At 70.6% G+C, this 12,535-nt stretch carries 10 protein-coding genes; 2 read left to right on the top strand and 8 right to left on the bottom strand.

The features are described 5' to 3' along the window. Positions 1-51: 51 nt before the first annotated feature. The 4 genes from VV01_RS23150 to topA form a co-directional block, all read right to left on the bottom strand. On the bottom strand, positions 52-741 hold the full coding sequence (locus VV01_RS23150; RefSeq protein ID WP_050668350.1) for a hypothetical protein: 690 nt from the start codon (positions 739-741) through the stop codon (positions 52-54). 151 nt (positions 742-892) lie between these two features. Continuing rightward, positions 893-1,597, bottom strand: coding sequence for a hypothetical protein (locus VV01_RS01555; RefSeq protein ID WP_050668349.1), 705 nt, complete (start codon positions 1,595-1,597; stop codon positions 893-895). Positions 1,598-1,712: 115 nt separating this feature from the next. Next, positions 1,713-2,261, bottom strand: a complete 549-nt coding sequence (locus tag VV01_RS01550; RefSeq protein WP_050668348.1) for a DUF3105 domain-containing protein — start codon at positions 2,259-2,261, stop codon at positions 1,713-1,715. A gap of 12 nt (positions 2,262-2,273) precedes the next feature. Beyond that, positions 2,274-5,090 carry a type I DNA topoisomerase gene (gene topA, locus VV01_RS01545; RefSeq protein WP_050668347.1) on the bottom strand — a complete coding sequence of 939 codons (2,817 nt, stop codon included), beginning with the start codon at positions 5,088-5,090 and terminating at the stop codon, positions 2,274-2,276. Between the two features lie 164 nt (positions 5,091-5,254). On the opposite strand from topA, the gene VV01_RS01540 reads away from it, so the two are divergent. Continuing rightward, positions 5,255-6,037, top strand: a complete 783-nt coding sequence (locus tag VV01_RS01540) for a dioxygenase family protein (RefSeq protein ID WP_050668346.1) — start codon at positions 5,255-5,257, stop codon at positions 6,035-6,037. Positions 6,038-6,291: 254 nt separating this feature from the next. Here the strand turns inward: VV01_RS01540 and VV01_RS01535 are convergent, their stop codons facing one another. The 4 genes from VV01_RS01535 to VV01_RS01520 all read right to left on the bottom strand — a co-directional run bounded on the left by VV01_RS01535 (position 6,292) and on the right by VV01_RS01520 (position 10,048). After that, positions 6,292-7,800: a DUF7059 domain-containing protein gene (locus VV01_RS01535; protein ID WP_157509036.1), complete on the bottom strand. Its 1,509-nt coding sequence runs from the start codon at positions 7,798-7,800 to the stop codon at positions 6,292-6,294. Between the two features lie 4 nt (positions 7,801-7,804). Then, complete coding sequence (locus tag VV01_RS01530; RefSeq protein WP_050668344.1) at positions 7,805-8,509, bottom strand: AIM24 family protein; 705 nt, start codon at positions 8,507-8,509, stop codon at positions 7,805-7,807. Positions 8,510-8,571: 62 nt separating this feature from the next. Further along, positions 8,572-9,576 carry an IS481 family transposase gene (locus VV01_RS01525; RefSeq protein WP_050668343.1) on the bottom strand — a complete coding sequence of 335 codons (1,005 nt, stop codon included), beginning with the start codon at positions 9,574-9,576 and terminating at the stop codon, positions 8,572-8,574. 121 nt (positions 9,577-9,697) lie between these two features. Next, the gene (locus VV01_RS01520) at positions 9,698-10,048 is read right to left on the bottom strand and encodes an anti-sigma factor antagonist (RefSeq protein ID WP_050668342.1); all 351 of its coding nucleotides are present in this window, start codon (positions 10,046-10,048) and stop codon (positions 9,698-9,700) included. Between the two features lie 92 nt (positions 10,049-10,140). Between VV01_RS01520 and VV01_RS01515 the strand changes: the two genes are divergently transcribed. Continuing rightward, positions 10,141-12,480 (top strand): DEAD/DEAH box helicase, encoded by a 2,340-nt coding sequence (locus VV01_RS01515; protein ID WP_050668341.1) that lies wholly within the window; start codon positions 10,141-10,143, stop codon positions 12,478-12,480. Positions 12,481-12,535: the final 55 nt, after the last annotated feature.

Here is a 12,535-nt window from a genome sequence, read left to right as displayed (position 1 = left end):
CGACGCAGGGCCCGGCCGCCGTCGCGACCGGGCCCTGCGTGCGTGCGGGTGCTACTTGGTCCAGGTGAGCTTCTGGGGCGAGCCGGCGTACTCGACATCAGTGATCGGTGCGCCGTCGATCTGGTAGATGTAGCAGTTCGTCTGCGTCGCGCCGGGGGCCAGGTCGCCGGCGGTGCCCTTGCAGGCCGGCGTGCTGCCGTAGAGCACCTTCGGTCCCATCATGCCGCCCGCGTCGGTCTTGGGGTGCAGGTAGCGGCGGTTGACGTGACCTTCGACGTCGCCGACGTTGCTCACGTCGAACGTCAGGTAGTACATCGTGCCGTCGGCCTTGTCGAGGTTGGCGGCCGCGTAGTCGGAGTCCGGGGCCGCCGCGAGGGTCTTGGGCGTCACGCGAAACAGCTCGCCGTCCCGGGTCTCGATCAGCGCCGGCTGGCCGACCTTCAGCGTCGTCCCTGACGGTGTGACCTTCATGTCGCCCTTCGACGCCGAGGTCGTCGGCGACGCGGCGGTGGTGCTCGTCGTCGTGGACTCCTCGACGGGAGCCGCGGACTCCGAGGTCGGCGCGGCGGACGTGGCCGCCGGGGTCTCGGCGGATGAGCTCGGCGCGGCCGCCGAGGTCTGCGCGGCCGTCGACGCCGGCGCGCTGACCGACGCATCATCCGAGCACGCGCTCAGTCCGAGGGCACCTCCCAGAGCGACGGCGAGGACGGCGGCGCGGGCGCGCCTACTGCTTCGGGGCATGACGAAACTCCTGATGCGGTGTACGGGGCGCTCGCAACCTATCCGCTGCCACGCCTTGTGGCCGGTGCTCACGATGGCTGACTCTCGCCACTTCGGGTACGACGAAGGGCCCGGCCGCCGTGGCGACCGGGCCCTTGCGTACGTGCTGGTGCTACTTCGTCCAGACGACGCGGCTGTCGCCCGCACGGAAGATCACGTCGGTGACGGTGTTGCCGGTGATCTGGTAGACCTCACAGCCGTCACCGGTACCGCCGACCGGGATGTCGTCGCTGGGGGTGTCACAGGCGTCGATCGAGCCGATGAGCTTCTTGCCCTTCTGGTCGGGCGAGAGCTTCGGGATGAACATGAAGCTGTTGACGTCCGACGCACCCCACGTCGCACCGGACTTGCCGATGTTGGTGGCCTTGTAGCGCAGGTAGTACACCTTGCCGTTGGCCTTGTTGAGGTTCTCGGAGGTGTAGACCGAGTCGGGTGCGACCTCCAGCGCGGTGGCCGAGAGGCGGTAGGTGTCGGCGGAGTCGCCCGAGCCCTCCTTGACGACGGCCGGCTGACCGAACTTCAGCGTCGTGCCCTCGGGGGTCAGGGTCGTGTCGCCCACCGGACCACCGGCGGGAGCCGAGGTCGAGGCGCTGGGCGCCGCGGTCGTGGACGGAGCCTCGGACGTGGCCTCCGTGGTGGGAGCCTCCGAGGAGGGTGCCTCGCTGGTGGGCTCGGCAGCAGCCGACGAGGTGGGGGCAGCCGACGTGGGCTCAGCCGCGGTGGGGCTGTCCTCCTGGCAGGCGCTCAGTCCGAGCGCGCCGGCGAGGGCGAGCGAGACGACGGCGGCGCGAGCGGCGCGGTTGCGGGTGCGGGGCATGACGAACTCCTTGTGCGGTAACCGTTGCAGTGGGTCGTGCCTGCGACGGGGCCACGACCTCCTCCGGTTCCATGGCCCCCCGAATAGATCGTGTGCGTGCTCCCCGACGATCCGCTCAGACTGTCGCACCAGGAGCGTATCCGCCGGAGCAGGGGGCACCGGGTTCTGGAGTCTGCGGACCTTGGACGTATTTCTTCAAGAAGTCCGCGACCGCCGCGTCCTTGAGGTCGGCGACGGCGACCTGCTTGCCCCACGCTGTGAGGACGAACGGAGCCTCCTGGCGCGCGTACGAGGACACCAGGACGTACTGGCCGGATGCGAGTCCGCTGACGTACGAACGGTTTTCGGGCGACAAGGGCTTCTTGTAGGTGATCCAGACCGCGCCGTGCTCGAGCGAGTGCACGGCGTTGGGCTCAGGGACCTCGGCGTCGTAGACGCCGCAGCTGGCCCATTCCGCATAGTGGTCGCCGCCGACGGCCGGATGCTGGGCGTACGACGGCCAGGTCGTCACGTGGTTGCGTGACGTGACCGTGTAACTGCGCACGACACCGAGTCCTTCGATGCGTTCGGCCGGCGTCGTCGCCGGCGGTGCCTCGGCCTGCTGGCAGCCGGTCAGACCGGCCGCCAGCAGCGCTGCGCCGACCGCGGCGGGGATCGTACGCATCAGGCGAGGACCTCAGCTCGACTTCTTGACGGCGGCCTTCTTGGCCGTCGTCTTCTTGGCCGGAGCCTTCTTGGTGGTCTTCTTCGCGGCCTTCTTGGCGGTCTTCTTGCGCGTCGTCGGGCCCTTGGCGCGCTTCTCGGCGAGCAGCTCGAAACCGCGCTCCGGCGTGATCGTCGCCGGGTCGTCGTCCTTGCGCAGCGTCGCGTTGGTCTCGCCGTCGGTGACGTACGGGCCGAAGCGACCGTCCTTGACCACGACGGGCTTCTCGGACGCCGGGTCGGTGCCGAGCTCCTTCAGGGGCGGCGCGGCCGCACGCCCGCGCCGCTTGGGCTCGGCGTAGATCTTGACCGCCTCGTCGAGCGTGATGTCGAACAGCTGCTGCTCGGTCTGCAGCGAGCGCGAGTCGGTGCCCTTCTTGAGATAGGGCCCGTAGCGGCCGTTCTGCGCCGTGATCTCGACGGGCTTCTCGACCTCGTTGCCGTCGTCGTCCTTGACCGTCTCGCTGACGACGCCGACCACGCGCGGCAGGCTGAGCAGCTTGAGCGCGGTGTCGATGTCGATCGTGGCGAGGTCCATGTCCTTGAACAGGCTCGCCGTCCTGGGCTTGGGCTTGGCGACCTTCTTGGTGCGCTTGGGCTTCTCACCGTCGGCGGGCGGGGGCGGCGGCGCGTCCTCGGGCAGCACCTCGGTGACGTAGGGGCCGTAGCGACCGGCCTTGGCCACGATGTCGCGCCCCGTGGCGGGGTCCTGGCCGAGCACGCGACCGTCGTCGTCGGCAGCCTCGAGCAGCTCGCGGGCCTTGGCCGGCGTCATCTCATCAGGTGCGATGTCGTCGTTGATCGTGGCGCGCCGCGGCGTGCCCTTCTCAGCGGCCTCGGCGTCGGTGACCTCACCCGTGGCCGGGTCGACGCCCTTCGGCACGGTGTCCTCGACGTAGGGGCCGTAGCGACCCACGCGGACGACGATGCCGTCGCCGATCTCGATGGTGGAGATGCCGCGGGCGTCGATGTCACCGAGGTGGTCGACCAGGTGGCGCAGCCCCTCGGCCGACGTCGCCTCGTTGCCGAAGTAGAAGCGCGACAACCAGGCCGCGCGGCCGTCGTTGCCCGCCGCGATCTCGTCGAGCCCCTCCTCCATGGAGGCGGTGAACTCGTAGTCGACCAGGCTCGGGAAGTGCTCCTCGAGCAGGCGCGTCACCGCGAACGCGAGCCAGGTCGGCACCAGCGCGTTGCCTCGGGTGCCGACGTAGCCGCGGTCCTGGATCGTGCCGACCGTCGCGGCGTACGTCGACGGGCGGCCGATCCCCTTCTCCTCCATGGCTTTCACGAGCGTCGCCTCGGTGTAGCGCGGCGGCGGGCTGGTGGTGTGACCGTCCGCCTCTGCGCGCAGCACCTCCAGGCCCAGGCCCTCGGCCATCTTGGGCAGACGGCGCTCGGTGTCGGAGTCGTCGGCGTTGCGGGTCGCATCGCGGCCCTCTTCGTACGCAGCGAGGAAGCCGCGGAAGGTGATCACGGTGCCGCTCGCGGAGAACTCGGCCGTCTTGGCGAACCCGCTGGACTCGACGGGGACGGACAGCCGCACCGTGGCGGTCGACCCGCGGGCGTCGGCCATCTGGGAGGCGACGGTGCGCTTCCAGACCAGCTCGTACAGGGCGAACTCGTCGCCGCGCAGCTCACCGGCCACCTGCGCCGGCGTACGGAAGCGGTCACCGGCCGGGCGGATCGCCTCGTGAGCCTCCTGGGCGTTCTTGGACTTCTTCTCGTAGCGGCGCGGCGCGTCGGGGACGTACTCGGCGCCGTACAGGTCGCGCGCCTGCTGACGAGCGGCGGTCAGCGCGGACTCCGACAGCGTCGTCGAGTCGGTACGCATGTAGGTGATGTAGCCGTTCTCGTACAGCCGCTGCGCCACGCGCATGGCGTTCTTGGAGGACAGGCGCAGCTTGCGGCTGGCCTCCTGCTGCAGCGTCGACGTCGTGAACGGCGCGGACGGCCTACGGGTGTAAGGCTTTTCCTGCACCGAGGTCACGGTGGCGCGCGACTGCGCGACCGACTCGGCGAGCGTCGTCGCGCGCTGCTGGTCGAGGTGTACGAGGTCGGCGGACTTCAGCTGACCGCGGTCGTCGAAGTCGCGACCGACCGCGACGCGCTTGCCGTCGACGCCGGAAAGCCTTGCGGCGAAAGCCTGTCCGGCCGACTCGGGCTTGAACTCGCCCTCGACGTCCCAGTACGACGCGGCGACGAACGCCATGCGCTCACGCTCACGCTCGACGACCATGCGGGTCGCGACGGACTGCACACGACCGGCGGACAGGCCGCGGCGGATCTTGCGCCACAGCACCGGGCTGATCTCGTAGCCGTAGAGACGGTCGAGGATGCGGCGGGTCTCCTGCGCGTCGACGAGGCGGTCGTCGAGCTTGCGGGTGGCGTTGGCCGCGCGCTGGATCGCCTCCTTGGTGATCTCGTGGAACACCATGCGCTTGACCGGCACCTTGGGCTTGAGCACCTCGAGCAGGTGCCACGCGATGGCCTCGCCCTCGCGGTCCTCATCGGTGGCGAGGTAGAGCTCGTCGGAGTCCTTGAGGAGGCGCTTGAGCTCGGCGACCTTCTTCTTCTTGTCGGCGTCGACGACGTAGTACGCGTCGAACCCGTTGTCGACGTCGACGGCGAACTTGCCGTACGGGCCCTTCTTCATGTCGGCCGGGAGCTCCGACGGCGTGGGCAGGTCGCGGATGTGGCCGACGCTGGCGTCGACGACGTAGTCGCTGCCGAGGTATTCGCCGATCTTCTTGGCCTTGGCCGGTGACTCGACGATCACGAGCTTGCGTGACACGGGGACGGACTCCTGTTCTGGCCGATCACGTGCAGCGGATTCGTCGCTGCTCCGACGTGGGACCGGTATGACCATAAGGCCTGCTCTGCGGCGCCTCGCGCCAGGCCGATCCCGGACACGGTCACGTTATTGAACGTTCAACTTTATTGGCGTACGATCGCTGCATGAGCGACCGGCAGCCTGTCCTGTACCTCAGCCACGGCGCACCACCCCTCGCCGACGACGCCCGCTGGACCCACGAGCTCGGCCAGTGGGGCGCCGACCTGCCGCGCCCCGACCGCATCCTCATCGTCTCGGCCCACTGGGAGGCCGCGCCGGTCGCGCTCTCGTCCACCAGCGGCGCTCCCCTGCTGTACGACTTCTGGGGCTTCCCGCAGCGGTACTACGAGGTGACGTACGACGCCCCGCCCGCTCCCGACCTCGCCCGTGACGTCGAGGCGCTCGTGCGGCAGCCCGGCGTACCCGTGCACCGTGACGAGGAGCGCGGGCTCGACCACGGTGCGTACGTCCCGCTCAAGGAGATGTTCCCCGACGCCGACATCCCCGTCCTGCAGATGTCGATGCCGACGCTGGACCCGCAGCAGCTGTTCGCGCTCGGCCGTCGCCTGGCCCCGCTGCGCGACGAGGGCACGCTCGTCGTCGGCTCCGGGTTCACCACGCACAACCTGCACTGGTTCGACCCGCGCGCCGGCGCCGACGCCGCTCCGCCCACGCCGTCGTCGGAGTTCGACGCCTGGGCCGCAGAGACGATGGCCTCGGGTGACGTCGACGCCCTGATGGACTTCCTGCACCGTGCGCCCGCCGCCCACGAGGCCCACCCTCGTACGGAGCACTGGGCGCCGCTGTACGTCGCCCTGGGCGCTGCGGCCGACGGCAACGGTGACGTGCGTAGCGTGATCGACGGCTTCTGGTTCGGTCTGTCCAAGCGCTCCTGGCAGCTCGCCTGACCCACCTGTCCGCTGACGTGTCGACCGCTGGTTGAGCCGGACGGAGCGCTAGCGGAGTCCGCGTCGAAACCACGGTGCCGCACGGGGAGACTCCCGAAACCGCACACTCACCTCCGGCTCCGGGCAGGGGGCCGCCTGCGTCGCAAACCATCCGGCCTCGCAAGCTCGGCCTCCCGCCAGACCCACCATGCTCCTCCGGCGGCCCCCTGCCCTCCGCCTCCGTAGCGACATCGCTCTCGCAAGCAGACGTCCGGTTAGTCCGTCGGGTCGATGAGGAGGCCGTCGGCGATCAGGTCACGAATCTGCGGAACCGCTTGCGCGCGAACGGTTTCCGGACTCGCATCAACCAGTGTGGCGATCGCGTCGAGGGCCTGACCGGCGGTGAGCGAGCCGTCGCAGACCGAGAGGTACGCCGCGAGCACGGTGTCGGCGCGGAACGCCCGCCCCAGCCCGCCGCCCTGACGTACGAGAATCACGCTCGGGTCGTCTGCGCCCGGTCGGCCGTGCCGTTCTTCGGTGACGTCGGCCGCGCACTGCCACGCGGTCGCGAGCACCCCGGCGTCGCCGTGCTCGGCCAACCAGGTGCGGGCCGCGAGTCCTGCGGCGACCGACGGGCCCATCGGCGAGGCCACCGAACCAGTGGACGCCACGAGGTCGCGCCACGGCTCGCGGCCGTCGCGCGGGCGCTGCAGGGTGATGACACCGAAGCCGATCTCACCGACACCGCGCGACTCGAAGTCGGCCAGCCACGCGGCGTACATCTGCTCGAATCCTGTTGTGCCGGAACGGTGTCCGCCGTCGCCGGCCCACAGCTCGGCGTACTCGGCGGGGTCCTGCACATCGCGCTGGACGACCCACGCGTCGAGCCCGGTGCCGGCGAGCCACCCGCCGACGACGTCCTCCCACGAGCCGCCCTCGGGGACCTCCCAGTTGCCGAGCAGCTGTGCGACACCACCGGGCGTGAGGTGCTGCTCGACCGACCTGACCAGGTCGGCGACGACCGCGTGGCCGACCTGCCCGCCGTCGCGGTACTCGTAGGTGGGCATGTCGTCGGACCGGGGCGTGATGACGAACGGCGGGTTGCTGACGACCAGGTCGAACGTCTCGTCGCCGACCGGCTCGAGCATCGAACCGCCCCGCACGTCCCAGTCGAGGTCGTTGAGCGCGGCGTTGAACCGCGTGGTGGCCAGCGCCCGCTGGGAGATGTCGGTGGCCACCACGGACGACGCGTGCTGCGACAGGTGCAGCGACTGGACCCCGCACCCGGTGCCGAGGTCGAGGGCGCGACCGACCGGCGTACGGGTCGTCCAGGACGCCAACGTGGTCGAGGCGCCGCCGATGCCGAGCACGTGATCGACCGGCAGCGGCCGACCGGTCATCACCTCGGACAGGTCGGACAGCACCCACCACTCGCGCTGCTCGTCGCCGTAGGGGCGCAGGTCGAACAGCGTGCGTACGTGATCGCCCTCGACGGACACCAGCCCTGTCCGGGCGAGGCGGTCGACATCCCAGCCGGGCAGCACGCGATCGAGGGCGGAGGCCGAGACGGGCCGACCGAGGGTGAACAGGCGGACGAGGACGCCGACCGGCGCGGTCGTTGTACGGGTCACGAGGTCGGCGGGCACCGCCTGCTCACGGTGCAGCGCGCGGCTCGCACGCTCGCCGAGGCAGTCGGCGACGCCGTCGAGGGTGAAGCCGACGTCCCGGAGCGCGTCACGCAGCGACGGCAGGTCGGACGACGCGAGCGGGACGTCGGCGGTCACCACGTCAGCTCATCAGGTTGCCGAGCAGACCGCCCTGCTGCTGCTGACCGCCGGCAGCCGGGGTCCACTCGCTCGGCTGGACGACGACGAAGCCCGGACCGTGGAAGGCGTACTGGAACGCCTCACCGGTGCCACCGCGCAGCATGGACTTCATGTTCATGCTGTTGACGACCTGCGGCACCAGGTTGGACGACCACGCGACGGCCGCCTGGACGTCGACGTAGGTCGGCTGCTGCGAGCAGTCGAGGACGACGGGCTGGCCGACCGCGTGCATCGCGACCGTGCCCTGCCCCTGCAGCACCATGTTGAACAGGCCGCCGCTCATCATGCCGGCGCCCTGCACCCGCTTGATGTCCCAGCCGATCGAGGAGTCGAACGCCAGCAGGTTGCGGCCGTTGACGGAGATGCCGTCGCCGGTGAGGTCGACCAGGAACACGAACCCGGCCTCGGAGGCGAAGAACACCTCGCCCTGGCCGGAGACCCGCATCAGCGGGACGTCCTCGCTGGTCACGACCTTCTTGAGCAGCTTGCCGACCGAGCCGGCGCCCTCGTGGTTGAAGGTGATCTGTCCCTGGTAGGCGACCATGGCGCCCTTGACGGACAGGACGTCCTGACCGAGCGAGACCCTCAGCATCTGCGGGTTCTGGAGGCCGAACCGCTGCTGGCTCTGGACCTCGAGGTTCTGCTGGTCGAACAGGTTGCTCTGCATGATCTGCGCCCCTTGGCGTGTGGTGGGTCGGTGTCCGTAGGAGACGACGAACGGATGCGGGCCTAGCTGTAACTGAGCATGAGGTTGGTGACGCCGGCTGGCAGTCGTGAGGCCGGCGGCTGATCGCCCGCGGCGGTGTGGGGGCGATGGTAGTTGTAGTGGACCTGCCACACCTGGAGCTGGTCGCGACGCTGCTGCTCGGACTCGTACGCGGCGGCGTAGAGGACCTCGTGGGTGTAGGTCTGCTGGTAGCGCTCGACCTTGCCGTTGTGCTTGGGCGTGAACGCCTTGATCCGCTGATGCTTGGCCGCGAAGGAGTGCACGGCCCGGGTGAACGCACTGGCGCGGTAGCAGGACCCGTTGTCAGTCACGATCCGGGTGAAGCGGGTGATGCCGTGCGCGGCGAAGAACACCCGGGCACGGAACAAGAACCCGATCGCGGTGACGGCCTTCTCGTCGTCGTGGGCTTCGGTGTAGGCCAGCCGGGAGAACCCGTCGAGGGCGGAGTGCAGGTAGGTGTACCCGGTGCGGGCGCCACGGGTCTTGGCCCGGTCGGCGGCCTTGGCCTGGGCCGACCCGCGACCGTGCACCCGCCACCCGCCGCCGTCGGGGATGCGCCCGACCTTCTTCACGTCCAGGTGGGTCATGTGCCCGGGGTACCGGGCAGTGATCTTTCCCGGCGCCCGCAACGGTTCCCCGTCAACGTCCAGGTGCCGCAGCCGGTTCAGTCCGTGCCGGACCAGGATCCGGCTGATCGTGCACACCGCGATCCTGACGCCCTGGGCGCTCAGCTCCAGATGGATCCGCCGCGCGGACCACTTGCGTTTGCGCAACGCGATGACCTGTTCCACCACCTGCGGCGGTGTGGCGGTCGGGGAACGGCGGGGCCGGCTGGTCCGGTCGTGCAACCCTTCGTCGCCGTGCTCACGCCACCGGGCGTACCACTTCGACAAGCACTGCCGCGAGACCGCGGCCTCCGCTGCGACGTGCGCGATCGGGCGGTGCTGGCACCGGCGCACCAGGCGACGACGTCCTTCGAACGACAGGGCGGCTTTACTGTGGGGCATAGGGCAGGTTCCTTCGGCTGACTCGACGTGATGAACGGCTTGACACCTTCATCCTGTCGCCGCAGGGACCTGCCCGCCCTTAGCTACCCGGCCGTGTCACCAACCTCATGCGCCGCAACACCTAGCGTTCCCCGGTCATGTCGGCGAGGCCTTCCTCGACCGTGGGATAGATCCGGAACACCTTGTCGAGGCCGGTGATCTGGAAGTTGCGCAGGACCCGGTCACTGCTGATGACCAGGCGCAGCTCGCCGTCCTGGACGCGGACGGTCTTGAGGCGGCCGACGAGGACTCCGAGGCCGGTGGAGTCCAGGAACGGGACGTCGGTGAGGTCAGCGAGCAGGCGGGTGCCGCCACGCGCGATGACCGTGGACATCTCGTCACGCAAGGTCGGGGCACTGAACACATCGACCTCGCCGGCAAGGGTCACGACGGTGACGTCGCCCTCGTCGCGGGTGGTCACGGTCAGGTCCACGGTGCTGCTCCTTCTGATGGGGACGGTCTGTGGGGAGGTGACCCTGAACACTAACGACCCCGGCCCTGCCAAGGACATAGCGTGTCCTGTCGATGGATGCCTCAGCCTCACGTGCGTTCGACCCGGCCCAGGCGCTCGGGCGGCTCGCCGAGGGCGTCGGCACCGGGCGCCTGCTGCACGTCGAGGACCTCCCCGAGCGGCACGAGCAGCTCGCCGACTGGCCCGACTGGGTCAACCCTCAGGTCGCGGCCGCCGTCCGCGGCACCGGGCTGACGAGGCTGTGGAGCCACCAGCGCGAGGCGGCCGACCTGGCGTACGCCGGCCAGCACGTCGTCGTCTCGACCGGCACCGCGTCGGGCAAGAGCCTGGCCTACCTCCTGCCGATCCTCTCGGCCGTCGCCGACGGGGCGAGCGCGGCCTCGGGTCGCGGCGCCACCGCGCTCTACCTCGCGCCCACCAAGGCCCTGGCCGGTGACCAGCTGGCGCGCATCTCGTCGTACGCCGTGCCGGGCGTGCGGGCGGCGACGTACGACGGCGACACCCCCGCCGACGAGCGCCGCTGGATCCGCGACCACGCCCAGGTCGTGCTGAGCAACCCCGACCTGCTGCACCACACGCTGCTGCCCGGGCACGAGCGGTGGGCGCCGTTCCTGCGGTCGTTGAAGTACGTCGTGGTCGACGAGTGCCACACCTATCGCGGTGTGTTCGGTGCGCATCTCGCGGCCGTGCTCCGACGGCTGCGACGGGTGGCCGCGCGCTACGGCGCCGACCCGACGTTCGTGCTGGCGTCGGCGACGGTGGCGGACCCGGCAGCGCACGCGTCCACGCTCGTCGGCGAGCCCGTACGACCGGTCGCGATCGACGGATCGCCCAGAGCAGCAATGACTTTCGCGCTCTGGGAGCCCGGCCCGCCTCCGGGGCGCGCTGAGGACGACGGTCGCCGTTCGGCCGTCGCCGAGTCGGCCGACCTGCTCACCGCGCTCGTCGGGGACGGCGTGCAGACCCTCGCGTTCGCGAAGTCACGCGTCGGCGTCGAGGTCGTCGCCGACATGGCCCGCGAGCGCCTCGCGCAGTCCGCGCCGGGGCTGGAGGCGACCGTCGCGGCGTACAGGGGCGGGTATCTGCCCGAGGAGCGGCGCGAGCTCGAACGCGCCCTGCGCGACGGGTCGCTGCGCGGGCTCGCCGCGACCAACGCGCTCGAGCTCGGCATCGACGTGAGCGGTCTCGAGGCCGTCGTCCTGGCGGGTTGGCCCGGCACGGTGGGCTCGCTGTGGCAGCAGGCCGGGCGGGCCGGGCGGCGCGGGCAGCGGTCGCTCGTGCTGTTCGTGGCGGCCGACGACCCGCTCGACACCTATCTCGTCCACCACCCCGACATGCTGCTCGGGCGGGCGGTCGAGGCGTCGGTCGTCGATGCCGACAACCCGTACGTCCTCGCTCCCCACCTCGCGGCAGCCGCCGCCGAGCTGCCGCTCACCCCCGAGGACGAGGTGTACTTCGGGCCGACGATGCGGCCGCTCATCGACACGCTCGTGCAACGGCAGATCCTGCGACGGCGACCGCGCGGCTGGTTCTGGGCGCGTGACGACCGGCCCGGTGACCACCTGTCGTTGCGCGGCACCGGCGACCCCGTCGTCCGTATCGTCGAGAACCGCACCGGCCGCGTCCTCGGCACGGTCGACGCCGAGCGTGCGCACAGTGCCGTCCACACCGGTGCGGTGTACGTGCACCAGGGGCAGACGTACGTCGTGTCCGACCTCGACCTGTCCGACGGGTCGGCGCACGTCACGGCAGGTGACCCCGGCTGGTCGACGGTCGCGCGGTCGGTGAGTGCGTTCGACATCGTGGCGAGCGAACGGCGTACGACGTGGTCCGGCGTGTCGTTGCACTTCGGCACGCTCGACGTACGCACCCAGGTGACGTCGTTCCTGCGCCGGCTCCCGTCGGGTGAGGTGCTCGGCGAGCACCCGCTCGACCTGCCCGAACGCACGCTGCGCACCCGCGGTGTGTGGTGGACCGTCGACCCGGCGCTGCTGCTCGAGGTCGTCGACGAGCGCGATCTGCCGGGCGCGCTGCACGCCGCCGAGCACGCCTCGATCGGGATGCTGCCGCTGGTCGCCCAGTCCGACCGCTGGGACATCGGCGGCGTGTCGACCGCGCTGCACCCCGACACCGGGCTGCCGACCGTCGTGGTCTACGACGGCTATCCCGGTGGGGCGGGGTTCGCCGAGCGTGGGTACGAGCGCGCCGCCACCTGGCTGCGCGCGACCCGTTCGGCGATCGCGGAGTGCGCCTGCGTGAACGGCTGCCCGTCGTGCGTCCAGTCGCCCAAGTGCGGCAACGGCAACAACCCGCTCGACAAGGCCGGCGCCGTCGCCGTGCTCGATGTGGTGCTGAGTGACATGGCCGACCCGGGTCCGCGGTCCTCTGCTTGAGCGCCATCGACCAGTAGGGTCCGAACCAGGACCAGTCCACCCACGCGCGTCCCCT

This window comes from Luteipulveratus halotolerans, assembly GCF_001247745.1.
GTDB classification, from domain to species: Bacteria; Actinomycetota; Actinomycetes; order Actinomycetales; family Dermatophilaceae; genus Luteipulveratus; species Luteipulveratus halotolerans.
Note: the sequence above shows the minus strand (reverse complement) of the source record. Positions and strands in the feature narration are given on the sequence as shown.

What these genes read in the sequence shown, in the direction of transcription:
- VV01_RS01530 (WP_050668344.1), bottom strand. Translation starts at nt 8,509, where the DNA reads ATGCAGAGCAACCTGTTCGACCAGCAGAACCTCGAGGTCCAGAGCCAG.
- VV01_RS23150 (WP_050668350.1), bottom strand. Translation starts at nt 741, where the DNA reads ATGCCCCGAAGCAGTAGGCGCGCCCGCGCCGCCGTCCTCGCCGTCGCT.
- VV01_RS01525 (WP_050668343.1), bottom strand. Translation starts at nt 9,576, where the DNA reads ATGCCCCACAGTAAAGCCGCCCTGTCGTTCGAAGGACGTCGTCGCCTG.
- VV01_RS01550 (WP_050668348.1), bottom strand. Translation starts at nt 2,261, where the DNA reads ATGCGTACGATCCCCGCCGCGGTCGGCGCAGCGCTGCTGGCGGCCGGT.
- VV01_RS01555 (WP_050668349.1), bottom strand. Translation starts at nt 1,597, where the DNA reads ATGCCCCGCACCCGCAACCGCGCCGCTCGCGCCGCCGTCGTCTCGCTC.
- VV01_RS01515 (WP_050668341.1), top strand. Translation starts at nt 10,141, where the DNA reads ATGGATGCCTCAGCCTCACGTGCGTTCGACCCGGCCCAGGCGCTCGGG.
- VV01_RS01540 (WP_050668346.1), top strand. Translation starts at nt 5,255, where the DNA reads ATGAGCGACCGGCAGCCTGTCCTGTACCTCAGCCACGGCGCACCACCC.